At 49.4% G+C, this 24,965-nt stretch carries 22 protein-coding genes; 12 read left to right on the top strand and 10 right to left on the bottom strand.

The window, feature by feature from the left end; all coding sequences use genetic code 11:
• Positions 1-4 precede the first annotated feature (4 nt).
• The 4 genes from EZJ49_RS00725 (at position 5) to EZJ49_RS00710 (ending at position 7,831) form a co-directional block, all read left to right on the top strand.
• The gene (locus EZJ49_RS00725; protein WP_262553473.1) at positions 5-3,538 is read left to right on the top strand and encodes a tail fiber domain-containing protein; all 3,534 of its coding nucleotides are present in this window, start codon (positions 5-7) and stop codon (positions 3,536-3,538) included.
• 137 nt (positions 3,539-3,675) lie between these two features.
• On the top strand, positions 3,676-4,917 hold the full coding sequence (locus EZJ49_RS00720; RefSeq protein WP_262553471.1) for a TolC family protein: 1,242 nt from the start codon (positions 3,676-3,678) through the stop codon (positions 4,915-4,917).
• Positions 4,914-5,885 carry an efflux RND transporter periplasmic adaptor subunit gene (locus EZJ49_RS00715; protein WP_262553470.1) on the top strand — a complete coding sequence of 324 codons (972 nt, stop codon included), beginning with the start codon at positions 4,914-4,916 and terminating at the stop codon, positions 5,883-5,885. The genes EZJ49_RS00720 and EZJ49_RS00715 overlap by 4 nt, the downstream gene beginning before the upstream one ends.
• Entirely contained in the window at positions 5,882-7,831 is a 1,950-nt protein-coding gene (locus EZJ49_RS00710; RefSeq protein ID WP_262553469.1) for an ABC transporter permease, read from the top strand. Before EZJ49_RS00715 ends, EZJ49_RS00710 begins: the two co-directional genes overlap by 4 nt.
• 25 nt (positions 7,832-7,856) lie before the next feature.
• Here the strand turns inward: EZJ49_RS00710 and EZJ49_RS00705 are convergent, their stop codons facing one another.
• Positions 7,857-8,426 carry a GNAT family N-acetyltransferase gene (locus EZJ49_RS00705; protein ID WP_262553468.1) on the bottom strand — a complete coding sequence of 190 codons (570 nt, stop codon included), beginning with the start codon at positions 8,424-8,426 and terminating at the stop codon, positions 7,857-7,859.
• A gap of 138 nt (positions 8,427-8,564) precedes the next feature.
• Here EZJ49_RS00705 and EZJ49_RS00700 point away from each other — a divergent pair, with 138 nt between their 5' ends.
• Positions 8,565-8,846 carry a hypothetical protein gene (locus EZJ49_RS00700; protein ID WP_262553467.1) on the top strand — a complete coding sequence of 94 codons (282 nt, stop codon included), beginning with the start codon at positions 8,565-8,567 and terminating at the stop codon, positions 8,844-8,846.
• A 136-nt stretch (positions 8,847-8,982) separates the two neighbouring features.
• Here EZJ49_RS00700 and EZJ49_RS00695 read toward each other — a convergent pair whose 3' ends face one another.
• From EZJ49_RS00695 to EZJ49_RS00670, 6 genes are all read right to left on the bottom strand, one after another.
• Positions 8,983-9,279, bottom strand: a complete 297-nt coding sequence (locus EZJ49_RS00695; protein WP_262553466.1) for an HU family DNA-binding protein — start codon at positions 9,277-9,279, stop codon at positions 8,983-8,985.
• Positions 9,280-9,393: 114 nt separating this feature from the next.
• Positions 9,394-10,653 (bottom strand): glycosyltransferase family 4 protein, encoded by a 1,260-nt coding sequence (locus EZJ49_RS00690; protein WP_262553465.1) that lies wholly within the window; start codon positions 10,651-10,653, stop codon positions 9,394-9,396.
• A gap of 3 nt (positions 10,654-10,656) precedes the next feature.
• Positions 10,657-11,769 (bottom strand): hypothetical protein, encoded by a 1,113-nt coding sequence (locus EZJ49_RS00685; protein WP_262553464.1) that lies wholly within the window; start codon positions 11,767-11,769, stop codon positions 10,657-10,659.
• Positions 11,757-12,218: an 8-oxo-dGTP diphosphatase MutT gene (mutT, locus tag EZJ49_RS00680; RefSeq protein ID WP_262553463.1), complete on the bottom strand. Its 462-nt coding sequence runs from the start codon at positions 12,216-12,218 to the stop codon at positions 11,757-11,759. The genes EZJ49_RS00685 and mutT overlap by 13 nt, the downstream gene beginning before the upstream one ends.
• Entirely contained in the window at positions 12,205-13,206 is a 1,002-nt protein-coding gene (locus EZJ49_RS00675) for a quinone-dependent dihydroorotate dehydrogenase (protein ID WP_262553462.1), read from the bottom strand. The genes mutT and EZJ49_RS00675 overlap by 14 nt, the downstream gene beginning before the upstream one ends.
• Before the next feature lie 54 nt (positions 13,207-13,260).
• Positions 13,261-14,535: a Glu/Leu/Phe/Val family dehydrogenase gene (locus tag EZJ49_RS00670; protein ID WP_262553461.1), complete on the bottom strand. Its 1,275-nt coding sequence runs from the start codon at positions 14,533-14,535 to the stop codon at positions 13,261-13,263.
• Positions 14,536-14,823: 288 nt separating this feature from the next.
• Between EZJ49_RS00670 and EZJ49_RS00665 the strand changes: the two genes are divergently transcribed.
• Complete coding sequence (locus EZJ49_RS00665; protein ID WP_262553460.1) at positions 14,824-16,353, top strand: hypothetical protein; 1,530 nt, start codon at positions 14,824-14,826, stop codon at positions 16,351-16,353.
• Here EZJ49_RS00665 and EZJ49_RS00660 read toward each other — a convergent pair.
• Complete coding sequence (locus EZJ49_RS00660; protein WP_262553459.1) at positions 16,325-17,242, bottom strand: alpha-ketoglutarate-dependent dioxygenase AlkB; 918 nt, start codon at positions 17,240-17,242, stop codon at positions 16,325-16,327. The two genes, EZJ49_RS00665 and EZJ49_RS00660, sit on opposite strands and share 29 nt — an antisense overlap.
• A gap of 116 nt (positions 17,243-17,358) precedes the next feature.
• On the opposite strand from EZJ49_RS00660, the gene rfaE1 reads away from it, so the two are divergent.
• From rfaE1 to EZJ49_RS00645, 3 genes are all read left to right on the top strand, one after another.
• Positions 17,359-18,387, top strand: a complete 1,029-nt coding sequence (gene rfaE1, locus EZJ49_RS00655; protein ID WP_262553458.1) for a D-glycero-beta-D-manno-heptose-7-phosphate kinase — start codon at positions 17,359-17,361, stop codon at positions 18,385-18,387.
• A gap of 35 nt (positions 18,388-18,422) precedes the next feature.
• Complete coding sequence (locus EZJ49_RS00650) at positions 18,423-18,800, top strand: DOPA 4,5-dioxygenase family protein (protein WP_262553457.1); 378 nt, start codon at positions 18,423-18,425, stop codon at positions 18,798-18,800.
• 203 nt (positions 18,801-19,003) lie between these two features.
• Positions 19,004-19,489 carry a peptidylprolyl isomerase gene (locus EZJ49_RS00645; protein WP_262553456.1) on the top strand — a complete coding sequence of 162 codons (486 nt, stop codon included), beginning with the start codon at positions 19,004-19,006 and terminating at the stop codon, positions 19,487-19,489.
• Between the two features lie 20 nt (positions 19,490-19,509).
• Here EZJ49_RS00645 and EZJ49_RS00640 read toward each other — a convergent pair whose 3' ends face one another.
• Both EZJ49_RS00640 and EZJ49_RS00635 read right to left on the bottom strand, forming a co-directional pair.
• Positions 19,510-20,301: a hypothetical protein gene (locus tag EZJ49_RS00640; RefSeq protein ID WP_262553455.1), complete on the bottom strand. Its 792-nt coding sequence runs from the start codon at positions 20,299-20,301 to the stop codon at positions 19,510-19,512.
• A 60-nt stretch (positions 20,302-20,361) separates the two neighbouring features.
• Entirely contained in the window at positions 20,362-21,537 is a 1,176-nt protein-coding gene (locus tag EZJ49_RS00635) for an MFS transporter (RefSeq protein ID WP_262553454.1), read from the bottom strand.
• 330 nt (positions 21,538-21,867) lie between these two features.
• Between EZJ49_RS00635 and rlmN the strand changes: the two genes are divergently transcribed.
• The 3 genes from rlmN (at position 21,868) to EZJ49_RS00620 (ending at position 24,803) form a co-directional block, all read left to right on the top strand.
• Positions 21,868-23,067 carry a 23S rRNA (adenine(2503)-C(2))-methyltransferase RlmN gene (gene rlmN, locus EZJ49_RS00630; RefSeq protein ID WP_262553453.1) on the top strand — a complete coding sequence of 400 codons (1,200 nt, stop codon included), beginning with the start codon at positions 21,868-21,870 and terminating at the stop codon, positions 23,065-23,067.
• A 10-nt stretch (positions 23,068-23,077) separates the two neighbouring features.
• Complete coding sequence (locus EZJ49_RS00625) at positions 23,078-23,986, top strand: PfkB family carbohydrate kinase (protein ID WP_262553452.1); 909 nt, start codon at positions 23,078-23,080, stop codon at positions 23,984-23,986.
• A 175-nt stretch (positions 23,987-24,161) separates the two neighbouring features.
• Positions 24,162-24,803, top strand: coding sequence for a hypothetical protein (locus EZJ49_RS00620; RefSeq protein WP_262553451.1), 642 nt, complete (start codon positions 24,162-24,164; stop codon positions 24,801-24,803).
• Positions 24,804-24,965: the final 162 nt, after the last annotated feature.

Raw genomic sequence — 24,965 nt, 5'->3', positions numbered from 1 at the left:
CTACATGGGAACAATTACGGAACGTCTTGAAATGATATGCGCCATTCTTATCGGTATGGCTTCGGTGGCTTCCGCCACGCCCGCGACATTGAATTATCAGGGACGAATCATAAAATCTGATGGAACTCCGCTGGAGTTCAACAACGTCAGCTTCGCTTTTGAAATCACAAATGCCAGCGGTTCTTGCATTTTCTATCGGGAACAGCGCGATGGTGTGAATATGCAGGGGTCAAAAGGGGTTTTCGATATTGCCATCGGCGAAGGGACCAAGCTTTATCCTGCAACTGCCGATTATGGACTTCGCGATGTCTTTAATAACTCTTTGGAACATAAGTGTTCCGGGGTGGCTACGCCTTATACTCCTGACCTGGATGAAGTGCGTGTTCTGAAGGTGCAATTCCATGATGGTGTGGGATGGAAGGCGATCACTCCAAATAACATCATTCGCTCGGTTCCGTTTGCCAGCTATTCTTATTCATCTTCCAAATTGGGCGATAAACTTCCCAGCGATTTTGTTTTAAAGACTTCTTTTAATTCATGCGCGACAGGGCAGTATCTGACCTATGATGGTACAAACTTTCTTTGTAAAAATGATGCTGGTGGTGCCGGGATGGTGGCGGACATTGCAGTCACCGGACCCTACTTAAGTAAAAGCGGCACAGCCTCATTGCCAACGGTGTCGGCAGTTGTTGGAGCCACGGCGGGAACTTTGGCTGCCGGTGATGACAGTCGTTTTCTGAATGCTGAAAAGATCCGTGGCGTGAATGTCAGTGCGACGGCGGCCACTCCAGGGCAGGTTTTAAAATTGAACGGGTCCAATATCTGGGAGCCTGTGACTTTGGATTTCACAGAATCTCAGATTTCGGGCTCGATTTCAGGGGCTAAGATTTCCGGAGATATTTCTGGCAAAGCCAGTGGCATTAACGGAGTCCTTCCGGTTTCTCAAGGGGGAACGGGAAGTGGGACGGCTCTGAACAACAGCCGTCTTATGGTTTCCAGTGCCGGGAAAATTGTTGAAGCATCGGCTTTGGAAGACGGTCAGATTCTGATTGGTAAAACCGGGGATGCTCCGCAGGCAGCACTTTTGAGTGCCGGCAGCGGTGTGAGTATTAATAATGGTCCCGGTGGTATCACGATCAGTGCCACGGGAACAGGTGGGACGATCACGTCGGTCAATCCGGGCACGGGACTTTCAGGTGGTGGTTCTTCGGGAGCTGTCACTTTGAATTTGGCCAACACAACTGTTGTCGCTGGAACTTACGGAACTGCGACCAAGGTTCCGCAGTTTGCAGTGGATGCTCAGGGACGTTTGACAGCCGTAACTGAGTTGACGATTTCTGGAGTGGCTCCGGGAGGTGCTGCGGGCGGTGATTTGGATGGAACTTATCCGAATCCCGATGTGGTAAAGCTGCGTGGAAAAGCGATTTCGGCGACGGCTCCCACGGCCACGGGGCAGGTGCTTCGTTATGATGGGGCTCAGTATGGACCAAACTTCTTAAGCCTTGCTGATATTCGATCAACGGTGACTCCGGGAAATACAATCTTCCCGGGTTCTTCGTGCGCGGCGGATAAAACTTTGAACTGGTCCTCTTTGACGGACTCTTTCGCGTGTCAGAGTATTTCCATCACGGAATCTAATATTTCAGGAACCATTGCCTTGGGTAAAATGAATTTTGGCACCCAGACGGCCAAGACTTTCCTGGCGGCACCTACTGGGGCTGGCGGAGCGCCATCATTTAGAACTATCGCGGCTGCGGATCTTCCGGCGGACGCTTACGACAACAGTTACTTCAAACAGGGTGGCAATACTTTTGGAGCTGCTGCCAATCTCGGCACAACGGACGCGCAGAATCTGCAATTTGTGACGGGTGGAACAGCTCGTATGGCTTTGACGACGACGGGGCGCTTGGGGATCGGCACGATTGCTCCCGCCTCGGGCCTGACTCTGGTCAATGACGGGGTTGGCGATGCAAATGATGATATTGGTATTTTCAGTCATTCGGCGACAAATACACCGGCTCTTATTATGAATAGATCCTATGGGACAGCGGCGGTGCCTGCGGTAATGCCTGCGGGAAGTTTGGTGGGGTCTATTCAGTCACGAGCTTACAATGGTTCAGCCTTTGTCGAAGCGGCAGGTGTGCGCACTTATGCAGAGACTGTTTGGGACAGTGCCACTCCAAGCACAATTAATGGGGCGTTGAGTATTGTAACCATGACCGGAGCTTCTGCCACAGAAAAAATGCGTGTGACGTCGGAAGGCTCCATAGGTGTAGGAGTATCAGTTCCGATCAAACAGGTTCATATTCAAAAAGATCAGGCGACAGACACGGCTTTATTGATTCGAAATGCCAGTATTGCGGATAATGCTGCTTCAGCCGTGGATGTTGAGGCCGATGGGGCGGGGGCGCAGTTGATTTCCTACGGAACGGGAGTGACCGGAACTTGGGGATCATCCACGATTCCGAAGGCGGACTCTGTCATGTTACGGACTTATACAACAAGTCCTGCCACCAACTTTGGTGTCGGAACTGGCAGTGCACATCCTTTACATTTGGTAACGGACGATACTCCTCGTGTGACCGTGACAGCCACGGGAATGGTCGGTGTGGGGCTGACTTCACCACTGACTAAGTTCACCATCGCGGATCTATATCTGGGAACCACTTCGGACAACTCAGGTCTGGGCATTTCTGTTTACGGTTCGGCCAATGATTTTGGTGGTCTGACCTTGTGGGATCGTGATGGTGACACCAGCACCACCAACGACGGCGACACGACACTTTATTTTGGCGATGACCCGACAGACAATCTGCGTTTTGCTTATAAGCAGTCAGGTGTGGCAATGTCAGAGAAAATGCGTTTGACCAGCACAGGCAGTTTGGGGATTGGAACCACCAATCCCACAGGGCATCTGCACGTGTCTTCAAGTGCGCAATATACCTCCATCGTGAATGCCAACGCTGCGGCTGGGGGGCAGCAATGGAAATGGTTGTCGTCTTCCACGGCGGCCCCACTGGGCGCAAACTCCATGTGTTTTGCCATCGGGGTTTGCTACTTCAGTCTTTATACGACCGGGAATGCGACGTTATCGGGAACTTTGACTCAGTCCTCGGATGTTCGTTTTAAAAAAGACATTGTCGGTATTGACGGCGCATTGAATGACATTCTGAAATTGCGGGGCGTGACTTATTTCTGGAAAGATGAAAGTAAAGCGCACAGCAAACAGATGGGGCTGATTGCCCAGGAAGTGGAACAGGTGTTCCCAGAGGTGGTGGAAACTGATGCTGGCGGTTATAAGTCAGTGGCTTATCAAAATCTGGTGGCGCCGTTGATTGAGGCGATTAAAGAACTTCACGCAAAATGGCTGGGGGACTCACAGGAAATTCGCAGTGAGTTGTCGAAACAGAAACGTGAGATCACCTCTTTGAAAGAAGACAACGAGCGGCTCAGGAAGAAGGTCGAAGAAATTGCGGTCATTAAGAAGGCGCTTTGTGGCAAGGACGCTGATCTTGCCTTCTGCAAAGAGGAAAAGTAAGGCCCCCGATATAAGAGAATTCTGGACCTTCGGCGAACAGAAGGTCCTTCCATAATTGATCATCACTCCTTGATTATCCTAAGACAGTTGACTCACTCTTCAGTGAGGGTTGCAATAAGTCTGTGGGATTTAGAGTGATGATAAAGAACATTGTTTTCCTGATTCTGATATTCGCCGCCGTCTCTGGCCGGGCCGCGACCTATTCCTTTGCGGACTGTCTGGAAATCCTGAAAAAGAACAATGCAGAACTGATTTCAGCTGAACAGAATCTGCAAGCCGTTCAGTCACAGATGAGAGCTTTGTATGGTAATTACCTGCCGCAGATTTCTGCGAACCTGGGCTATCAAAAGGGCGAAACAGACAGTGTGGACAGTGAAGGCTATTCTGCCACACTGAATGCCACTCAGAATATTTTCAATGGTTTTTCTGACAGTGCCCGTATTTCTGAGGCGGAAGGAAAAGTAAAAGTCGCCGAAGCGAATCTGCGCTCGGTGAAGGCTAAGTTAAGCTATGACTTAAAATCCATCTTTGCCAGCGTGGTCTATGCCCAGGATTCATTGAAGCTTTCCAAAAACATTCAGAAACGCCGGTCCGATAACTTGAATCTGGTGGAATTGCGTTTTCAAAGCGGACGGGAAAACAAAGGTTCGGTGCTTTTGTCCAAAGCTTATCTAAAGCAGGCGCAGCTTGATGTTCTGAAGGCAGAAAATCTGTATCAGACTTCGCGCAGTTCCCTGATTCGTGTTCTGGGACTGGCTCCGGATCAGGAGGTCGAAGTTCAAGGTCGGGTTCCGGAAAACACACCTCCCTTGGCAACACCGGCTTTTGCCAGTTTGGCGCAGCAGACACCCGGATTTTTACAGGCACAAGGCCTGATTCAAAGCGCCGATGCCAGTTTGAAAAATTCCCGTTCAGAGTTTTTACCATCTTTGGATCTGTCAGGTTCTATCGGTAAAACTGGAGAGGATTTCTTCCCGGATCGGGACCGCTGGAGTGTCGGGGCGACCTTGTCATGGTCCTTGTTTTCCGGTGGTAAGGACTATTTCACACAGAAAAGTGCCGTTGCACAAAAGCTGGTGGCGGAAAATAACTGGAAGAATTCGGAACTGGAGCTGATCGCACAACTGCGGCAGGCCTTTGCTGATTTTATTGAATCCTCTGAACAAGTGAAAGTCAGCGATGCCTTTGTCGAAGCCGGGGCAGTTCGCGCTGAAATCGGGCGCAGTAAATACAACAATGGCCTTTCCAGTTTCGATGACTGGGATAAAATTGAAAATGATCTGATTTCTTATCAGAAAGATCAGACACTGAAACGTCGTGACCGGGTTGTGGCAGAAGCCAACTGGGAAAAAACTCAAGGTGTGGGGGTTCTGCAATGACACGATCCAAGAAGCTCATCTTTGCCAGTCTGGGGGCGGTGCTTTTATTAAGCGGCGGCTATTATTTCTGGAACAAAGAAAAGAATGAAGCTCCAAAGTATCGGGAAATTCCTGTTACCACGGGGGATCTGGAAATCACTATTTTAGCGACAGGCACCGTACAGCCGAAGAACAGGCTGGAAATCAAGGCCCCGGTGGCGGGCCGTATTGAACAGATTCTGGTGAAAGAAGGTCAGCAAATCCGCAAAGGGCAGATTCTGGCCTGGATGAGTTCCACAGAACGAGCGGCAATGCTGGATGCCGCCCGCGCGCAAGGTGCAGAGGAATACAAAAAATGGTCCGAGCTTTATCTGGCGACACCGGTGATGGCCCCGATCTCTGGGACATTGATTCTGAAAAATGTCGAGCCCGGTCAGACCTTCACCACAACGGATGCAATTTTTGTGATGTCAGACCGTTTAACAGTGAAAGCGCAGGTTGATGAAACGGATATTGCCCAGATCAAGCTGAAAGAAAAAGCGACAATTGTACTGGATGCTTATCCGCAAAATCCACAGCCTGCAATCGTGGATCAAATTGCCTTTGATGCGACAACGGTGAACAGTGTGACCACATACATTGTGGACGTGATTCCGGTGGAAACCCCGGATTTCATGCGCAGTGGGATGACGGCCAATGTGACGTTTAATATTGCCGCAAAAAAGGATGTTTTGATTGTGCCCAGTGAAGCCCTGCGTGTCAGCGAGGGGCGCACCATGGTGCTGGTGAAAAAGCCAAATTCCAAGGAAGGTGTCATGCGGGAAATCCGCACCGGCATCACCGATGGGAAAAACACGGAAGTGGTTGAAGGGCTTTCTGAAAATGATATGGTTTTGGTGACTGAATTCAGACTGGGGGCAAAGTCCTCTCAGAGTACAAATCCTTTCGGACCGCCATCTCGCACCCGGCCTAGGTCAGGTGGGCGATGATCGAAATAAAGGATATTCGCAAGTCATATAAAATGGGCGATCAATCGGTGGATGTGCTGAAAGGCATCAGTCTGCAAATTGAGCGCGGTGATTTTGTGGCGATCATGGGGCCATCGGGATCAGGCAAGTCCACTTTGATGCATATCCTGGGTTTGCTGGATATTCCCACCAGCGGATCATACAATTTAAATGGTCGCGAGGTCGCAAGTCTTTCTGAAGATGAACTGGCCGTGGTACGCAGAGAGGAAGTCGGGTTTATTTTTCAGCAGTTCAATCTGCTGCCCAGAATGGAAGCCTGGCAGAACGTATCCCTGCCGCTGATTTACAGCGAGGATGGTTTTAGCTTTGATAAAGCGCAGGTCCTTTTGGACAAGGTGGGTCTGGCAGAAAGAATTCATCATAAGTCCAATGAACTGTCCGGGGGACAACAGCAAAGAATCGCCATCGCCCGTTCCTTGATTAACAATCCACGCATTATTTTTGCCGATGAACCCACTGGGAATCTGGATTCCAAAAGCGAAAAAGAAATCATGGAGATCCTGCGCAAACTGAATGAGCAGGGGATTACGATTATCATCGTCACACATGAAGAGGAAATCGGTCAGCAGGCCAAGCGTCTGATTCGCTTAAGGGATGGAGTGATCCAGTCAGACGAAAGGCTTCAGCCGCTAAGTTCTGCTGGTTCAGAAAAGACAGTTCGGGAGCTGCGGCCACCCAAATTCCCGGTGCGGGAAATGGTTGAACATCTTCATCAGGGATTTCAGACTTTGGCCGCCAACAAGGTGCGCTCAGGTCTTTCCATGCTGGGGATTTTAATTGGTGTGGCAGCCGTGGTGGGAATGCTGGCACTGGGAACCGGTGCCCGGCAGTCGATTGAAAAGCAGCTGTCATCGCTGGGCTCCAACCTTCTTGTTCTGCGTGCGGGCAATGTGCGAGTGGGAGGTGTGGTGCAGGAATCCGGGGTGAGGATTCGAGTCACATTGGATGATGTGGCAACGATTAAAAGCCAAATCCCGGCAATTAAAGATGTGTCTCCGTCGTCTTCCGGACGAGGTCAGGTGACTTATTTGAATAAAAACTGGAACACGTCGGTGATGGGGGTTGCGCCATCCTATGAACAAATGCGCGCCAGCACGCCGATTTACGGAAGATTCTTTTCGGAAGAGGAAAATCAGCGCCGGGCTTTGGTGGCTGTGATTGGCACCACAGTCGCACGTGAATTGTTTGGAGAAAAATCCCCCATAGGTGAAATGATCAAAATCAACAAGGTGAATTTCCGTGTGATTGGTGTACTGCCGGAAAAAGGTGCCGCGGGTCCTCAGGATCAGGATGATCGTATTCTGGTGCCGGTTGTTTCCGCGATGTATCGTCTGTTCGGAAAAAACTATGTGGATTCGGTGGATATTGAAGTGCGCGATGCCAATGATATTCCTGACGTGCAGGATTCTTTGCAAGAGCTGATGAACAAGCGTCATCGCGTTCCGGTTTCAGCGCAAGGGGATGCTTTCAACGTCTTTAATATGGCGGATATTCAGCAGGCGTTGAATTCCACCAGTCAGACCATGTCCATGTTGCTGGCATCCATCGCGGCAATTTCTTTGGTCGTCGGTGGTATCGGAATCATGAACATCATGCTGGTGTCAGTGACGGAAAGAACCAAAGAAATCGGTTTGCGCAAAGCCATCGGCGCGCGCCGCCGCGATATTCTGCTGCAATTCCTGGCGGAATCCATCGTGGTCAGTGTGTGTGGCGGCTTATTAGGAATCGCTCTAGGTGTGGGGTTCTCGCTTTTCATTTCCAAAGTCGTCGGATGGACCACAGTCGTTTCGCCATCTTCCGTGCTGTTGTCGTTTGGATTTTCAGCGCTGATCGGAATTGTCTTCGGCAGTTACCCAGCCTCGAAGGCTTCCAAGCTGCATCCCATAGAAGCCCTCCGCTACGAATAAAAGGTGCCTGGTTTTTTTTTTCTGGCTACACTGTGTTTTGTTTAAGCCAGTTGGCTTTTATGAGGCCGTAAACGACAAGATCCACGTATTCGTTGTTCTTTAGAATTTGTTGTTTTAGGTAGCCCTCTTTTTCCATTCCGGCTTTGACCATGACTTTGCCGGAAGCGGGATTGTGGGCCATGTGGCAGGCAGTGATTTTGTTCAGCCCCAAAGATTCAAAGCCATAGAGAATCGCGGCTTTTGTGGCCTCAGTACAATAACCTTTACTCCAATGAGCTTCGCCAACCCAATAGCCGACTTCAGCGCGATGATGGTTTTTGCTGCTCATCAGGCTGATACAACCAATCAGTTCGTTGGTGCTTTTTAGAGTGATGGCCCAGTCTGCACCGTGACCATTCTTAAAATTTTCCTGATGATGTGAAATCCAGTCCTCCGCCGCTCCGTCAGGGTAGGGGTGGGGAATGGCCAGCGTGGTTGCCGCAATTTTAGGGGAACCGGCCTGACGTTGAATTTCTTTGGCGTCATTCAGGGAAAAGGCCCGCAGAATAAGGCGTTCAGTTTGCAAAGTTGGGATGGTTATATCTACTGTGCTCATAGGGCCCCCATGTGATTTTTATGGATAATCGCACAGGTTTGTAGATGAAAAAAAGACAAAAAGGGAATCTTGACTGTTTTATTTATGGGGGCTCCGTTAGAAAGGGTCATCTTTTTACATTCTAACGGAGGTTCCATTATGAAGGGTCTTTTGATTGCGGCTTTGGTATTTGTTTCTGCTCCTGCATTTGCCGGAAAAATGAAAGAAATCTACACGATGACAAATGAAAGCGTATTGGAAACTTTGGGTTTCGATGAAGGCATTGTCAGAGTCGATGGTCACAAATTCGTAAGTGTTCCGGGTGCAGACTTGGCTGTTCAAACGACAGTTCGCGGTTACAATGGAAAAACTTATACTTGTGTGACGACGTTTGTGGATTCTGAATACTTCTATCAGGTGAATTACACAACTTGTGACTAAGTTGTTTTGAGTCGCAGAAAATAAAAAAAGGGAGCTGCAAAGCTCCCTTTTTTTATTCTTGGCCGTCGTCCGGGCCACCGTTGATGTCTTCTTTTAATCGCAGAAAATAAAAAAGGGAGCTTTGCAGCTCCCTTTTTTATTCTTGCCCGTCGTCTGGGCCGCCGTTGATGTCTTCTTTTAATTCTTTACCGACTTTGAAGAACGGCAATTTCTTTTCATCAACATTGATGATTTCACCCGTGCGAGGGTTACGCCCTTTGTAAGCACCGTATTGACGATTCACAAATGAACCAAAACCACGGATTTCGATACGGTCATCGCGCATCAAAGCTTCAACCATAGAATCAAAAATGGTGTTTACAACGGTTTCTGCTTTTACACGGGTAATACCCGCTTTTTCAGAGATCAAATTAATCAAATCCGCTTTTGTCATCTTCTCGCGTCCTTCAGAACTTCCAAGATCTCAACTGACCTACTTAAAGTATTGATAACACTCTCGATTATACAGAAGAGCCGGGGGCTGACTACCACTTTTCAACGATTTAACTCAATGCTTCTTATACAAGCCCGTATTGAGCAGGATTTTACGGTAAGCATCAAGGACTGACTGGACCATTTTCTGGGTATCAAACAGGTCAACGACCTTCTGGCGGGCCCTTTCGCCGATTTCTTCGGCTGGCATCGTCCCGGAAAAGATCTCAACCAGCAAATTACTCATAGAGTCGACATCGGCCGGTCTTAAAAGGAACCCGTCTCGACCATCTTCGATAATATTGGCAATTGGGGACACTTCCGAGCCCAAAACGACCTTTTTCTGGGCCATGGCTTCCAAGGTGGAAGGCTCAAACCCGGTGGTACGCGAGCCCATATTCACGAAAACATCACCCAAAACGATATAATCTTCCAGTTCTCCGGTGGGAACGGCACCGGTCATGATCACACGATTTCCCAGCGCCAGATTCAAAACCTGGAATTCGATTTCTTTGAATTTGGGGCCGTTACCGACCAAGAGCAAATAGCTGCCCGGTTTTTTGATGGCAACCTTTTCAAATGCGCGAAGCAGAGGAATCACTTCCTGTACCTCGGTCATGTCCGTGATGGAAACCGCGACATGGGCATTTTCAGGAATGCCCAGTTTTTTTCTTAGCTCCAGTGACTTTTCTTTCGGAGTCAAATCACCCAGTTCAATGCCGTAAGGCACTGTGTAGGTGTGATAATCCGGATACAGATAATATCTTTCCAGAATAATCCGCTGCTGAGGATTGGTGACAAAAATTCCATCGGCAGTTGAAAGCAACTGACGGTCACCACCATAGTAAGTTGTCAGAAACTTATACGCGGTTGCGATTCCAGTGGTCAGCATGCTGCCCAGGGTTTCCTGCTTCATCGCCAGAATGGCAAAAAGCTGGGACATCTGAGTAGCTTCCACGTCGTAAGCCATCGCGACTTTGAGGTTTTTCTTGCGAGTTCCGACGCGGTAACCGGATTTGTCGATGCTATGAAGAATGTGAAACGGGTCTTCCTTGTGAAGTTGCGCGAATTTCTGGCGAACCGCCATTTGGAAGCTTAGGTGCGAAAGATTCTTTTCGCCCTCGAACAGGTAGTGAACCTTCACACCATCGCGAAGCACTTCGGGTTTTTTCATGGCAGAGCTGGCCGCAAGCACCGTGACCTTGTGCCCTTCACGAGCCAGGCCTTTGGCAATCGGCCACAAAAAACCATGATCGGTCGCACGACTGAGAATCGGAAAGCGATGAGATGTCAGACAGATATTAAGTGTTTCCGGCAGACGGGACTTTTTGACCATGCCTTATCTTAGATGATTCAAGGCCTTGTTGTACAGACGATTGAGTTCATTCATGGAGGAGTCGATCAGATGGCGATCTTCCGCCAGTTTTTCAGACAGGGATTCCGGCAGTTTCAGATGGCTCTTGGCCAAAAGTTTGATGAGGTCTTTTTGCAGCTGACCGTGGTTCAGAACCCAGCAGTTCACCGTGTTTTTCCAAAGATCCGAGTGCACGCTGGTCTGGCGCGAGTCCAGAATCAAAACGGCCTGGGATTGGATCGCACGCAAATAATATTCCGTCATTTCAACCGGCGTGAACTGCTGTCCGGCGAGCATCAAGGCCGTGCTTTTCTGAAGCAGATTCTGAGTCAAAGAGGCAGACAGAGGTCCAGTCAAAAGCCAGCGGTCCGCGCATTGGAATTCCTCCATCCACGCGGCGAATTTTTTGCGATCACGCAAGGACCAGTGGGAATAAGTTCCCCACAGGGCGACTTTATATTTCTGCGCAACCGTGCGCAGACGAATAAAGCTTTCAGCGTTCGGATTAAAGCGAGGCTCATTAAAAGGAATCACCACATAAGGTTTTTGTGCCAGAGTTTCCAGTAAATGCAACTCACTGCTATCGACAGCCTCTTCGGCTGGAGGAGTCGCTTTCAAATCCAGAACTGGTGGCAGAATCCCACGGCCCTGTCGGTTGGATCGCACATCCAGTCCGCGCAACAACCCCAAAGCTTCCACTGTTGGGCAGGTGATGATGTCACTTTCCTCAATCAGATAGCGAACCGGATTTCTGCGGCTTAAACCTTTGCGAATGTTCAGAAGAGACGTCGTTAAAACGCAAGTCGGATGGGATTTGGCAAAAGTCGAAAGCACCATTTGGGCGGGACTCATGCGGTCTTCATCCAACAGCACATGCAGGATCTGCGGTTGCAGTCCGAACAGGCCAGGAATAATGCGGATGCCCTCCAGAAAACTCCATTTTTTGAAATAACCCATGAACTCGATGCCGCTGGTATCGCGGGGAGTTTCACCGTAACTGGTCAGCAGAACCACTTCATGTTGTTGCGCCTTCAGAGCTTGTGCAAGCTGCCAGGAAGTCGCATTTACATGTTTGCTCACCAGTATTATTTTCGCCATTCAAGTCCTAAAGCTTTGTAGATCCTGTGCAAGATCTTGCGGTTGGCTTCCGGAATATTACGGTGTTTAAGCTCTTCCGGATGAATCCATTCCAGCATCATATGATGCTTGGCACGGGGTTCGCCTTTCCAGTATAGGATTTCATAGAATAATATGAGAATCCCTACATCTCCGTAGGAATGTGTGCAGGCCAGCTTTAATTCGCCGACTTCGGCCTCGATACCCAGCTCTTCATTTAGTTCACGAGCCAAAGCTTCTTCAGGTGTTTCGCCATTTTCGATCTTACCGCCGGGGAATTCCCATTGGCCCGCCAAAGAGTTGTTTTCAGGGCGTTGACCGACAAGAATCTTGCCGTCTTTGCGCAAAAAACCAGCGACCACAGGAATCCAATGACCCTTGCGGATTTTTGATTTTTTTGGTTTTGTCTCCACTGCGCTATCGCCCGTCATTATACCTTCTTGCTACGTGATGGAAGAAACCTGGTCCATGGAACACAAGTGCACTATAAATTTGAACAAGATCGGCGCCCATTTGCAATCTTTCAAAGACATCTTCTGGGCTCATAATGCCCCCAACGCTGACTAAAAGCAGTCCTTCGCGGTTTTTGCCTAAAGTTTGAACAGCAACTTCAAGCGCACGCTTGGAAAGATCCTTTAAGGGAGCACCGGAAAGTCCTCCCTCTGCCGGGAAGTGGCAGCCTGCGGGGCGGGACAGCGTGGTGTTCGTCAAAACGAAGCCATCAACGCCCAATTCTTGGCAATTGTTCACAGCCTCAGCAAGTCCCTCATCGCCCATGTCCGGAGACAGTTTCACCAAAACCGGTGTGGGTTCAAAGTGGGATACACGGTCCATGATGGGTGAAATCAGGGCGCGCAGATTCTCTTTTTTCTGAAGATCTCGCAGGCCCGATGTATTGGGGCTGGAGATATTCACAACAAAGGCATCTGCAAATGGACGGAACTGATCCACCAGTTTTAGATAGTCACTCACCGCACTGTTGTTCGGGGTGTGGCGGTTTTTTCCGATATTAACAAAGATCGGGGTTCGGTAGTTCGGTGCATAGTACGCCAGATTGTAAAACACCTCGTCTGCCCCGTGGCTTGGGAAACCCATCTTGTTCCACATAGCCTGAAGATTCAGGTCGCGGTCCATGATTTTTCCAGGATTTGGGGTTTGAGCGCGGGGAGTGACTGTGCCGACTTCAACGAAGCCGCATCCCAAAGCCCACCACTCTTTCAGATGTTCTGCATTCTTATCGACACCACCGGCAATACCCAGGGGATTGGCGAAATGAAGATCACGCCAGGTAAAGCTGTTCCATTGCGGAGTTTTTCGTCCGTGAAGCAAAGAGTAGAAAGGAAGACCCAGTGAGCTCAGATCGTGAGCCCACTGGGGTGGTAAAAGTAACCAAGGCTTTTTGATAAAGTCCAGTTTCAAATAGTAACCAAGGCTTTTTGATAAAGTCCAGTTTCAAATCCTGCGTCCCGCGCATTATCTTGGGTACAAGCCTCTTAGAAGCATCGCACGCTCAAGACGTTGAACAGAAACTGCCATCGCAGCAGATCTCATGTCCACGTTCTTTTCTTTCGCCAAAGAATAACCTTTGTCGAATGCTTTGGTGATGATGCCTTTCAAGCGGCCATTGATTTCTTCTTCGTCCCAGAAGAAGGACATAGTGTCCTGCACCCATTCAAAGTAAGAAACGATCACGCCGCCGCCGTTGGCGATAACATCCGGAGCAATGAAAACACCGCGTTTATGAAGGATCTTGGTCGCTGCGTTTGTGATAGGACCGTTCGCGCCTTCCACGATGATTTTTGCCTGAACTTTTTCTGCGTTGTGAGTGTCGATTTGGTTTTCCAAAGCGCACGGGAACAAAGCATCACATTTTACTTCAAGCAGTTCTTCGTTGCTGATTGGCTGAGCTTTTGGATAGCCCTTCAGGAATTTGTGAGCTTTCACGTATTCCATCACATCGTTGATATCCAGACCGTCGCCGTTGAAGATACCACCGGAAACGTCGCTGACTGCAACGATACGCGCACCACGTTCAAAAGCAAACTTCGCCGCGAATGAACCCACGTTGCCGAAGCCCTGGATCGCGATGGCTGCGCCCTTCATGCTCATGTTGCAAACTTCGAAAGCTTTTTCCGCAACATAAACCACACCCAAACCTGTTGCATGGTTACGGCCCAAAGAACCGCCGACTTCAACAGGTTTTCCAGTCACAACGCCTGGCTGTGCAAAGCCACCGTTTTCCTGGGAATAAGTGTCCATGAACCAAGCCATCGTCTGTGGATCTGTACCCACGTCCGGAGCCGGGATGTCTTTAGTTGGTCCAACAAAAGGTCCGATCTCGGAAGCATAACGACGAGTCAGGCTTTGTTTTTCAGTGCGGGAAAGTTTGGTTGGATCAACAGTGATACCACCTTTGGCTCCGCCCAACGGCAGACCCAACACAGAGTTTTTGAAAGTCATCAAAGCTGCAAGGCCGACAACTTCAGAAAGATCCACGTTTTGGTGATAACGGATGCCCCCTTTGTAAGGGCCCAAGGTTGGAGAATACTGCACGCGATATCCTGTGAATACTTTCACGCTGTGATCGTCCATGCGCACAGGGACGGAAACAGTGATGCAACGACGAGGTCTTTTCAGACGCTCAAGAATGTTGGGATCGCAGTTGATAATTTTGGCAGCTTCATCGAGAGTTTGAATGGCGTTTCTGAAAAGAGGCCCGTCATAGAGAGGCTCTATCTTGTGTTCCATGATATGTGTCTCCTTAAATACACCGAAAAATTTTAGTGAAGTAAATACTCAAAGTCACTCCGGAAAAAGGTGATGACTCGATGATTCTTTTTGGCCACAATGAGGCCTATGCTTCGGTCGTGGTTATGTTTTTTCAGCCTTATAGTCGTCAGCTCCAACGTCCTCGCCGCCAACCCGCAACGAGCTTTTCTTGAACAGTTTCAAAGCTCTCGCATCAGTTTTCCGGGAGACAACTCACCTCTTCTGGCAGACAGCCCGGGGCGTTATCCGGAGCCGCTGAACTTTATAATGACCAACATCATCAGCTGGATTCCCACGGGAGAGCCCAAATTGATGTCCACGGCCTGTGCTCCGGAAGTATGGGCCGCCCGCCTGCAGGACCCTCGCGTCCAAAAATCCGTTCAGTTGCAGGGAGCACTGGTTCAGAAATACTTCCAGGATTGCCGTGCAGAGCTGGAAACCGGCGATGATGGCTGGTTTGTGAATGTCCGACGTATGATGACGATGAAATACAATCCACAGGGTCATCCGTTTTTGCGCCGGGTGGTTGTCAATCTGCCGGGGAATGTGAAGCTAAAAGGTCTGTTGGGCCTTAAAGGCGACATGAAGCGCCGTCCTCTGGTGATTGTGCGTCTGGGGATTTTTTCCAACGTCGAGGACTTCAAACCCGAGCGCGCATGGTTGATGATGTTCTTTGAACAGTCACCGTTTAATGTCCTGATGCTTGAAAATATGTCGAGCCCGGATTTTGTGGCTAACAACAGTCGCTTTTCTTTCGGGGGCTATGACGAGGGCATTCAAAACATTCAGGTGGCGCGTTTATTGACAGACCCGGTGGAGCCTTTGTCTCAGTTGGTGGACAGCATTCATCTTTTTGGGATCAGTCTGGGCGGGCACGGGGTTTTGTATTCGTCGCTACTGAATAAATATAATTCCCCAAAGCGGGGGCCACTGATTAATTCCTTCATGGCGTTGTGCCCGGTGGTGAATCTGCGCGCGACGATGGAAAGTCTGACCCACAGTGGGGTTAAATCCGCTTTTGTCGATTTGTGGAGTCGTCAGCGTTTGCAAGGGTTGGATCGCAAGATTCCGGCACTGGAAAGCTTTGAAAGTTTCTCTTACTTAAGCAAAGCCATCTCTGAGATCGCGCGAACTTATCATGGTGGTCTTTCTTATGTGAACTCGGTCAAGCTGCCGCCGGGGGTTGAGGACAACACCCACTTCTGGGAGTTGAATGATTTCTGGCGCCACTACAAACAGGTGAAAGAGCCGGTTTTGATCTATGCGACAGAACAGGACCCTGCCGTGCCGTATGATTTAAATGCCCAGCAGTTGCAGAATAAAGAACTGAAAGTGGACAGCAAAAACATCCGCGTGGTGGAACTGCCTCAGGGGGTTCATTGCACGTTGCCGGTGCCTTATGACTGGTCGGCGATCACGTCATTGTTCCAGTCGTATGTTTTGTCCCATTCGCCGGACTTTAAAATGACTGAGCGGCATCTGGATGTGGATCTGTCAGACGAAGAATGGAAGGGTTTCTTTGATCAAGGTTCAAGCGTGCGCTTTGAGGTGGAAGAGCCGGGCAAGAAAGCCGGTTTCGTGACCATTGCCCTGGAGGTGGAAAATGCCAGGGGCAAGGAAAAATCCATGAACCTGAGCCTGCCGCTGTCGCAATTTGATTTCCGCTTTTTGAATCAGGACATGACCGGGTCAGAGCAGGAAATGATCGTGCGCTGGTTAAACCAGAATCTAAAAATCTCCATTGATCAAAGTCAGGGGAAAGCCATTCTTAAGGCTGTCTGGCCAGTTGCTCTTTAAAAAAATCTGAATGCTCCGCCAGCTTTTCCATGTATCCGCTGACGTCTTCCCGGGCTTCGGCGGGCAGTCGGTAAAAGGGCGTGACATGTTCATCCGGAACATAGCGGAAGGTGAAGTTGATCCGACGGGTTTCAAAGTTGTCGATATCGTTCAGAGGAAAAATATGATCCTCTTTGCGATCCACACGCTGCACGCGATGGAACAGATGTTTCTTGAATTTATCCCCACCGAAAATTTGCAAAGAGCTGTCTTCCAGCCACTGTTGAAAGACCACGTTGGATTTCGACTCTGTGCCCTGACTTGAAACAAATTGAAAAAACGCACGTTCACCGAATGAAATCGATGCCACAGGGCCGGGTTCAAAGTCTTTGTGCTCACCCACACGGGCGCAGTCGTTCTTTTTCCCGTCTTCCGCTATTTGATCTCCATAGTAATTGATCAGACACGTGTTCAAGTGCCAGCCCCGGGGAATGTCACGTGGGGCATAGGTGTCGTGGATCAGGGCTTCGATCTTTTGGATCAGATATTCCAAAATCGGTGGATATCCTTCGGCCGTTACACAGCGGTTGTAGATGCCCTTGGGCGGATGATAGTAGTTCAGACACGCAAACTGCCAGTTCCCCAGCCAGTACACCGGGCGCAGCAACGGTCGTTGCTTCTGATTTTCCGGAGGCGGGTTGTTTTTGGAATAACGCATTTCCCAGATCGGATACAGGGTTCTTAGGTATTCCATGATCTCGGTTTTTTCGCGGGCAGAGATATAGTTTTGTTTATAGATCAACCCGTAAGGCAGGCTCTTTTCCGAAGGGCGTTCGGTCCCTTGATTGCGGGCCGGGGCGCCTTTGTGCGCGGGGGATTTGCCTTGAAACTTGCCTTTGGGTTTAAACATAGGCTGAGGGTTCTATCATGAGGGTGGGCTTGCCGCCAAGTCCGGGGTTTTAGGGGTGACAGTCTCGTCCCCATGGGCTACAAAAGAGCCATATCAGCTTTCCGGAGAATGAAAAAATGACAACACCCGTAAAGGCCACCGTAGGCCCTCAGGAAAAAGAACTTCTCTTAAATCAAATCCCTTTTTTGAAGGGTAAGAAGATCCTTATTATTGGCGACGTCGGTCTGGATGAATACGTGATGGGGCAGGTCCGTCGTATCAGCCCGGAAGCTCCGGTTCCTGTTCTGGAAGTCGAAGAAGAAGACATGCGTTTGGGCCTGGCGGCGAACGTGGCGCAAAACGTGGCCAGCCTGGGTGGGGAAGCGATGTTGATCTCTGTGGTCGGTGATGACACCGGGGCCAACCTGCTGCGCGATTTGTTTGAAAAAAATGGCGTGAGCTGGGAATACATGATCGTGGACAAGGCCCGTCCGACCACGCGTAAAACCCGCGTGATGGCTAAGCACCACCACTTGGTGCGCGTGGACTATGAATTAAAAAAATATCTTTCTGCCGAAGCGGAAGCGCGTTTGATCGAAGCTGTGGAAAAGAATGTGGCCAAAGCCGACTGCGTGGTGATTGAAGATTATGCCAAGGGCGTGATCTCTCGCAACGTGGTGGAAAAAGTTTCTGCGATTTGCAAAAAGCACGGCAAGAAACTGATGGTCGATCCCCATCGCAATAATCACGGTTCCTTCTATCAGGGCGTGGACTTGATCAAACCCAACTATGACGAAGCCGTGGTTTTGACTGGCAAGGACTTCAATGACCTGCGTGACAATCCCAACAAGGTGATCGAAGTGGCGCGTGAGCTGCAAAAGATCACCGGTGCCAAGGACGTTGTTCTGACGCGCGGAAAAGATGGCATGACCATTGTGTCTGGTGACGAGATCACAGAGGTTCCAACCTATGCGCGCAAAGTTTTCGACGTGACGGGTGCAGGAGACACCGTTATTGCGGCCCTGGCTTTGGGGCTGATGTCAGGCTTGTCGCTGGTTCACTCTTGCATGTTGGCAAACTATGCTGCAGGCGTGGTTGTTGGCAAAGTCGGCTGTGTTCCTTGCGAAATCCCGGAACTGAAAGAATATATCCAAACTGCGCACTAGGCGAGGTATCTTTGGGAAGCGCGAAAGGGGAGGCTATGGAGCGATCTTACAAAGTAAATAGTCAGCTTTTGCCTCCGGGCTTTCCTCGTCAGTTCGATGCGCATATTTACTTCGATGAAGTTCATCGTGATAAGGCGTCCCGTTTGCGTGACGAAGCCATTCGTATGTTCGAAGGTAAAAAAGTTTTTGTGGGTGAGATGATCCCTGAAGCAATCGGACCTCACCCGGTTCCTATGTTTGAAATCAATTTCCCCAAAGAACATTTTACCGAAGTGGTTTTGTGGCTTATGCATGAACGCGGCGATCTTTCGGTCCTGGTGCATGAGCTGACAGGGGACGATCTTTATGACCATACCCAGGCGGCCCTGTGGCTGGGACCTGCGGTTGAGCTCAAATACGATAGATTTAAGTAATCTTCGGGATTTTTTTTGGTATTAGGACTGGCAGGATAGGTTTAGAGTGTTATACTAAACGTCGGGACCGCAGTTCTTGCCAGGTCGCCCATGTGATCCACGTGACTCAAATTGATACTCGTTCGCTGTTTTCTTTAGATACTGAACCACAAATGCATCCGGGTTTTTGAACAAACAATGTTTCGCCAACAAAAGGACATGCTATGAACGTTCAGATTGTATCGTTTCACTGTGTTCTTAAAAACAAACTGGGGCAGATTATCAGCTCCACGTACAACCGTGATGTTCTGACTTCATTACCGGAAGGGACGGATCATTCTTTACCGGGCCTGTCGGTGGGACTAAAGGACATTCGCAAGGGTGAAAAACGTCAGATTGAACTTAGTGCCGAGGAAGCCTATGGATTTTACGACACCACCAAAGTGCTTGAGCTGGCGCGGGAATCCCTGGTCGGCAGTTCCAAGTTGAAAGTGGGTGAAAGTGTTCTGTTTGCCCGCGAAGGAAAAAACGTTGAAAAGTTTCGTGTGACGGATCTGTCGCAAGACCGGATTACCCTGGATGGAAATCATCCTTTGGCTGGACAGGATCTGATTTTTGAAATCGAGGCCCTGGATGTTCGAGAAGCTACACCGGAAGAAATTCAGGACTCCCTGCCGGAAGAGAGCGATGACGGCATTCTCCGTCATTAGGCGTGAGCATCGCATGCCAGTCATTCACCTTTATGTTTCTCGATAGACGAAAGCGCTGTCCAGAGCATCAGACCACTTCCGCTGAAGCTTGCCAGATCCTGTCGTGAAGACGGCAGTAAACGCAGTTCCGGTTTTTGGTTGCGGGGGTTGTTGCGAATTTCCAGCTTCGCACGGGAATAGCGTGCGGGGTTTTCCGGATCAAGAAACACGATCTCCCGAGTTTCAGGCAGGGCGGCCACTTTCAGCACGAAATGAAATCCACGAATCTCGTTTTCATTCACGATGGGAATCATGGGATCTTGACCACCACGAGGGCCGCGGTCCCGGCGTCCCATGGACGGTGGCGCTGTTGGGCGCGAATCATAGCGCAGCAACAGAATCTGCCGTTTCGAGGAAAACAGGTCCTCAGTCGTTAGCTCGTTATCTGAAAAGTAACGCCCTTTGCCCTGATAGGTGTGTTCTTTTACAAGAAGCGTATCCAGATTGCGCATGTACTGAATCAGTTGCGGTTCAATCAGGCCATTGTGAACATCAACCCCTTGCTGCAAGCTGAGCTGGGCGGCCAGTTGTAGAAGTTGAATCTGCCGATCCTTACTGAAGGGACCGTATTCCAGTTGCAACCAATTGATGGCGCTGGCGGGACCACATAAAGAACTTGGACCGGCGTTGGGGATGATTCCGCGAGCATATAGTTCCTCGTCATTTTGATTCAGCATTAATGACGGCAGGTGACCTTCGGGTGGCAAATCCACGATGGTGGCATTGGCAAAATGAAAGACAAAGAAAAGAATAGAAATAAGCCCTGTGCGCATGGGCTTATTTTTAAAGAAGTCAGAAGAAATATTCCTCTGAAATTATGGAAATTGTAAATATTAATGGGCCTGACCAGGGGCGGACACCAGGGCTGGTTGCTTTTTAAACAACCAAGTGTAGCTGTTCACCATAACAAAGGACCCGATCAGGAAGAAGGAGCCCGCCAGAATGGCATTGTGAATGCCGATAAAGTCGGTCAGCTTTCCGATCACCAAGTGCATCAGAATCAACATCAGCGAATCCGTCGTCATCATATAGGTCACAGCGGTATCCAGATCCTGCGGGAATTCAGAAGATATCCACGAAATTGCCAGTGGATAGAACGGTGCCACGGCCAGACCGGCTCCTGCCAGGAAAAGCGGATGAATGAAAAGTCCCGCCAGCAGCAGAACCAAACTACCCACAAGGGATGCCGAAAGCAGAAAGCGGGCGGACTGGTGAAAGTGAATCACCGCAAAAGTCAGTCGGCCCAGCATCATGCAGACAAAGAAATAGGTCACATAAAGGCTGGACGCCTCCATCGAAAAATTCCAAGTGCGCTGCATGTAAAGCGCCAGGCGGGAGGAAATCATAATCTCTGCTGCCACCGCGAAGCTGAGCATAATTGCCAAGAATAGCTGGGGTTTGAGGTTTTTCTTTTTATTGGCACGATGTTCATCCGCCGTCACTTTGGAACGGGAATGCAAAGATTTGTGGCTGGGATGATAGGTGTAAGCCAGCAGACACAGCGGCCCGACAGAGGCGATGGCAAAGGTCCAGCGCCAACTGCCTGTCAGATATTCGATCGAAGCCGCCAGCAGCGGAGCCATCAGACTTGCCAGTCCATACATGGTGTGAAGTCCCGCGAGCATGCGCTGCTTGCGTTCGGGGCTGGAGCCCATTGGCACCAGAACATTGGGCACCAATCCCAGAATCCCCATGCTAAAGCCAAAACCAAAGCTGAAGATCAAAAACACCGGAAAGATCGGTGATGCCGCCAGCCCCAGCAAGGAAACCACCAGTCCGATAGTTCCGCCTTTAAGTACGGTCAGTCGGTCATAGCGACGCAGAAGGTAGCGGCATGCATAACTTGAAATCAGGCCGGAGATATTGCTCAGGGCAAACATCAAAGAACCCATGCCGTCACTGACTGAGAATTGCTTTAGAATTTCAGGGAAAAGGGGCCCTCGGATATTGTCGGTCAGACCGAATACAAAAAGGCTGGCATAGGACAGGAAAATAAAGGGCCAAATCATGTCCTTCAATATAAAGATGCGCCAAAGAAAAACAAGAGCCGACCCCACCAACTGGATTCTTTCCATAGGTACGGACTTACTTTTGGTAGTGCACTTGCATTAGACGCGGTTTTGCTACCACAGGTAAGTCCGTACCTTTGTAAGTTTTCCCGAAAAGCCCTCAAAAACTGTCTTCATGAGCTCCCAATTATATGAAATCCCTAGGAAATGAGGGGGGCTTGTGCTACAAACCCTGCACACATAATCCTTTAACCAAACGGGATCGGCCGATAGATCGGTGAAGATCCCAGCTGTAACAAGCACGGCTGTCACAAGCCAAGGAGCCCGAAGATGGAAGCAAACGCCGGCAGCATTCTTGCGCCCGTTAATTATTCTGACGACAACGTCGCCAAACCCCTCGAAAATCAACCGGTCAATTTTTACTCCCTGACTTTGGAAGATCTGAAAGCCTATATCAAAAGCAAAGGCAAAGAGCAGTTCCGTGCTCAGCAGATCTTCAAATGGGTTTACGAACAACGTGTGACTGATCCTGAGCAGATGACCAATCTGTCCAAGGAATTCCGTCAGGATCTTCCGGCAATATTGTCCTTTGAGCTTCCTCCGGTTCTTCAGCACTTGAAGTCCGTGGATGGCACCCAGAAATTCCTTTTCGACATGAAAGACGGTATGTCTGTGGAAGCGGTTGTAATCCCTTCTGAAGACCGTCTGACTTTGTGTATTTCCTCTGAAGTGGGCTGTAACATGGCCTGCAAATTCTGTTTCACTGGCAAACAAAAACTAAAACGTCGTTTGCGCACTGAAGACATCGTAGGTCAGTTCATGCAAGTGCATGATCGTTTGGCTGAAGGTCAGCGCATCACCAATATCGTTTTCATGGGGATGGGCGAGCCGCTGGACAATCCAGAAGCCGTTTTCAAAACAATCGACGTTATTCACTCTCCTTGGGGTATTAACCTGTCCCGTAAGAAGATCACTGTTTCCACTTCCGGTATCGTTCCGGAAATGTGGCGTGTGGCTGATGCGAAAGTTCGTTTGGCGGTCAGCTTGAACGGTCCAAATGACGAGATCCGTTCCCAAGTAATGCCGATCAATAAGCGCTGGGACACGAAAACACTTTTGGAAGCTTGTAAAGAGCACTACCGTGTTTCCAAAGATAAGATCACTTTCGAGTACGTTTTGTTGAAAGGTATCACAGACCAGTTGGAACACGCCCGTCAGTTGGTAAAACTGGTGAAAGACGTTCCATGCAAAATCAATATCATCCCGTTCAACGAACACCCGGGTTCTGGTTACGAGCGTCCGGATGACGATACAATTCAGGCGTTCCACACTGAATTGATGAATTTGGGCGCGCATGTTCTTCTTCGTCGCTCTATGGGCCGTGATATCTTCGCAGCTTGTGGTCAGTTGACGACAGTGAAAGAGCGTCCTCAGACGATGGATATTTCCAATTCCCGTCTGGCGGGTCTGCCTAAATATAAACGTGAACTTTTGGCTGCGCAGGAAGCAGAACAAAACAATCAACAATAGAGGTAACATTATGTCTGAAATTCTTGTTGTCGGCAGTCTTGCTTACGATTCCATCGAAACTCCGTCCGGTAAAGTGGACCGAGCTTTGGGTGGTTCTGCGAATTATTTCTCTTTGGCAGCGTCTTTGTTCTCTAAAGTTCGCGTTGTCGGTGTGGTCGGTGAAGACTACGACCAGAATGACTATGACCTTCTGAACAACCGTGGGGTTGATCTGGCGGGCCTTTCCAAAGTTCCGGGAAAGACCTTCCATTGGGCGGGTTCCTATGAAGGTGACCTGAACGAAGCGAAAACTTTGAAAACCGATCTGAACGTGTTTGCGGACTTCAACCCGCAATTGCCAGAGCATTTCAAGGATTCTTCTTTTGTATTCCTGGCAAACATTGCCCCTGAGCTGCAATTGCAGGTTCTGGAGCAGGTGAAGTCTCCTAAGTTTGTTGGTATGGACACCATGAACTTCTGGATTTCCATCAAGAAAGACAAGCTGATCGACGTTCTTAAAAAGGTCGATTTGGTTTTGATCAATGAAGGGGAAGCCAAGATGCTGACTGGTGCTGCCAATGCGATTTCTGCGGCCCCACTGATTACGGCATTGGGACCAAAAGCTGTTGTGATCAAACGCGGTGAGTATGGCTTTGCTATGTACACCAAGGACGAGGGTTACTTTATTCTTCCGGCGATGCCGATCCCAACAGTGGTTGATCCCACTGGTGCAGGTGATACATTCGCGGGCGGCTTCTTCGGTTATCTGGCGGCTCAGAAGGAAGTTCCGACGATCGCTCACTTGAAGCAAGCCTGCATCATGGGTTCCATGATGGCTTCTCACACGATTCAGGATTTCTCTGTGAAGGCGTTGGCAAAGGTTACTTTGGGTGATCTTGAAAAACGTTTGGCTGACTACAAAAAGGTCATCACAGTTTAGTGTTCTTCTTTTGGACTAAGGGTCTTCAATGCAAGGTCCTTGGTCCGGTTCCTTTGCGAAATTCGCACACCCAGTCCAATCCTTGGTCTGGCTATCTTCATCAAACCAAACAAAATTTAGGTAAAAATGCGCAGAGGTATCAACGAGATGCGAGCGTTTGCCGATAGATATGAATATGAAAACACAGCATATCTTAGCATGCGTTCTCTGTTTAGCGATGTTTGGTACAATTTCCTGTTCCGGAGATGAGCAGGCGTTTCCAACAGTGACTGAAAATCCAAGCACTGATCCGGGCACAGATCCCGGGACAGATCCGGGTACAGACCCCACGGACGTGACGGTACCAGACGGAACCGGCTTGTATTTCCGATTGGGTATGAAATGGGAGTCAGCTGCTGAGACGGTCGCCTTTACAAACTTGAATAGAGCCGAGGCCGGTGATTGCGTTGTTACTTCCGTGACGCCCGATATTACCTGTAGCTTCACGATCCCAGAAGGACAACTGTATCACACCACTCTGCAGTTCCGAATGGGCAGTAAAGCGGCTGCTTCATGTCCCATCTTGAAGTTCCGTCCGTATTACTATCAGAAGTCCGCAGCTTCTGCTGTGGCAGATGATCCAGGAACTCCGGGAGACGAAACGGCTCCGGGTTATACACCTTCGGGTTCTGACACGGAGTTGTCATGCGCTGATGGCAAAGAGGCTCTGTGCTTCGGTGGTGCGGCTCCTCACATGGTGGAAGGATTCCCGGAAAATACGGGTCGCTACGAGGATCAATTACTTTTTAAAGAGGGCTTTTGTGAATTCCTGTCTTAACCTATCAATTTCACTTATGTTTTCTTTATCCCATGGATCTTCCTCAGAAGTTCGTGAACCTTTTGGTTATTCTTATCCCGCTGGTTGTATTGGTTTCGGCGTTTTTCATTCTGGATTACCTGCAAAAGAAGAAGAAAAAGGATGGGTCGTAGCGCCCTGATG

It is taken from the genome of Bdellovibrio bacteriovorus (genome assembly GCF_025558485.1).
Lineage (GTDB): Bacteria > Bdellovibrionota > Bdellovibrionia > Bdellovibrionales > Bdellovibrionaceae > Bdellovibrio > Bdellovibrio bacteriovorus_G.
The sequence above is the reverse complement of the archived record's forward strand: the minus strand, read 5'-3'. Positions and strand labels throughout refer to the sequence as shown.

What these genes read in the sequence shown, in the direction of transcription:
- EZJ49_RS00720 (WP_262553471.1), top strand. Translation starts at nt 3,676, where the DNA reads ATGATAAAGAACATTGTTTTCCTGATTCTGATATTCGCCGCCGTCTCT.
- EZJ49_RS00715 (WP_262553470.1), top strand. Translation starts at nt 4,914, where the DNA reads ATGACACGATCCAAGAAGCTCATCTTTGCCAGTCTGGGGGCGGTGCTT.
- EZJ49_RS00705 (WP_262553468.1), bottom strand. Translation starts at nt 8,426, where the DNA reads ATGAGCACAGTAGATATAACCATCCCAACTTTGCAAACTGAACGCCTT.
- EZJ49_RS00725 (WP_262553473.1), top strand. Translation starts at nt 5, where the DNA reads ATGGGAACAATTACGGAACGTCTTGAAATGATATGCGCCATTCTTATC.
- EZJ49_RS00710 (WP_262553469.1), top strand. Translation starts at nt 5,882, where the DNA reads ATGATCGAAATAAAGGATATTCGCAAGTCATATAAAATGGGCGATCAA.
- EZJ49_RS00660 (WP_262553459.1), bottom strand. Translation starts at nt 17,242, where the DNA reads ATGTTTAAACCCAAAGGCAAGTTTCAAGGCAAATCCCCCGCGCACAAA.
- EZJ49_RS00670 (WP_262553461.1), bottom strand. Translation starts at nt 14,535, where the DNA reads ATGGAACACAAGATAGAGCCTCTCTATGACGGGCCTCTTTTCAGAAAC.
- mutT (WP_262553463.1), bottom strand. Translation starts at nt 12,218, where the DNA reads ATGACGGGCGATAGCGCAGTGGAGACAAAACCAAAAAAATCAAAAATC.
- rfaE1 (WP_262553458.1), top strand. Translation starts at nt 17,359, where the DNA reads ATGACAACACCCGTAAAGGCCACCGTAGGCCCTCAGGAAAAAGAACTT.
- rlmN (WP_262553453.1), top strand. Translation starts at nt 21,868, where the DNA reads ATGGAAGCAAACGCCGGCAGCATTCTTGCGCCCGTTAATTATTCTGAC.
- EZJ49_RS00635 (WP_262553454.1), bottom strand. Translation starts at nt 21,537, where the DNA reads ATGATTTGGCCCTTTATTTTCCTGTCCTATGCCAGCCTTTTTGTATTC.
- EZJ49_RS00640 (WP_262553455.1), bottom strand. Translation starts at nt 20,301, where the DNA reads ATGCGCACAGGGCTTATTTCTATTCTTTTCTTTGTCTTTCATTTTGCC.
- EZJ49_RS00625 (WP_262553452.1), top strand. Translation starts at nt 23,078, where the DNA reads ATGTCTGAAATTCTTGTTGTCGGCAGTCTTGCTTACGATTCCATCGAA.
- EZJ49_RS00690 (WP_262553465.1), bottom strand. Translation starts at nt 10,653, where the DNA reads ATGGTCAAAAAGTCCCGTCTGCCGGAAACACTTAATATCTGTCTGACA.
- EZJ49_RS00650 (WP_262553457.1), top strand. Translation starts at nt 18,423, where the DNA reads ATGGAGCGATCTTACAAAGTAAATAGTCAGCTTTTGCCTCCGGGCTTT.
- EZJ49_RS00665 (WP_262553460.1), top strand. Translation starts at nt 14,824, where the DNA reads ATGACCAACATCATCAGCTGGATTCCCACGGGAGAGCCCAAATTGATG.
- EZJ49_RS00685 (WP_262553464.1), bottom strand. Translation starts at nt 11,769, where the DNA reads ATGGCGAAAATAATACTGGTGAGCAAACATGTAAATGCGACTTCCTGG.
- EZJ49_RS00695 (WP_262553466.1), bottom strand. Translation starts at nt 9,279, where the DNA reads ATGACAAAAGCGGATTTGATTAATTTGATCTCTGAAAAAGCGGGTATT.
- EZJ49_RS00700 (WP_262553467.1), top strand. Translation starts at nt 8,565, where the DNA reads ATGAAGGGTCTTTTGATTGCGGCTTTGGTATTTGTTTCTGCTCCTGCA.
- EZJ49_RS00620 (WP_262553451.1), top strand. Translation starts at nt 24,162, where the DNA reads ATGAAAACACAGCATATCTTAGCATGCGTTCTCTGTTTAGCGATGTTT.
- EZJ49_RS00645 (WP_262553456.1), top strand. Translation starts at nt 19,004, where the DNA reads ATGAACGTTCAGATTGTATCGTTTCACTGTGTTCTTAAAAACAAACTG.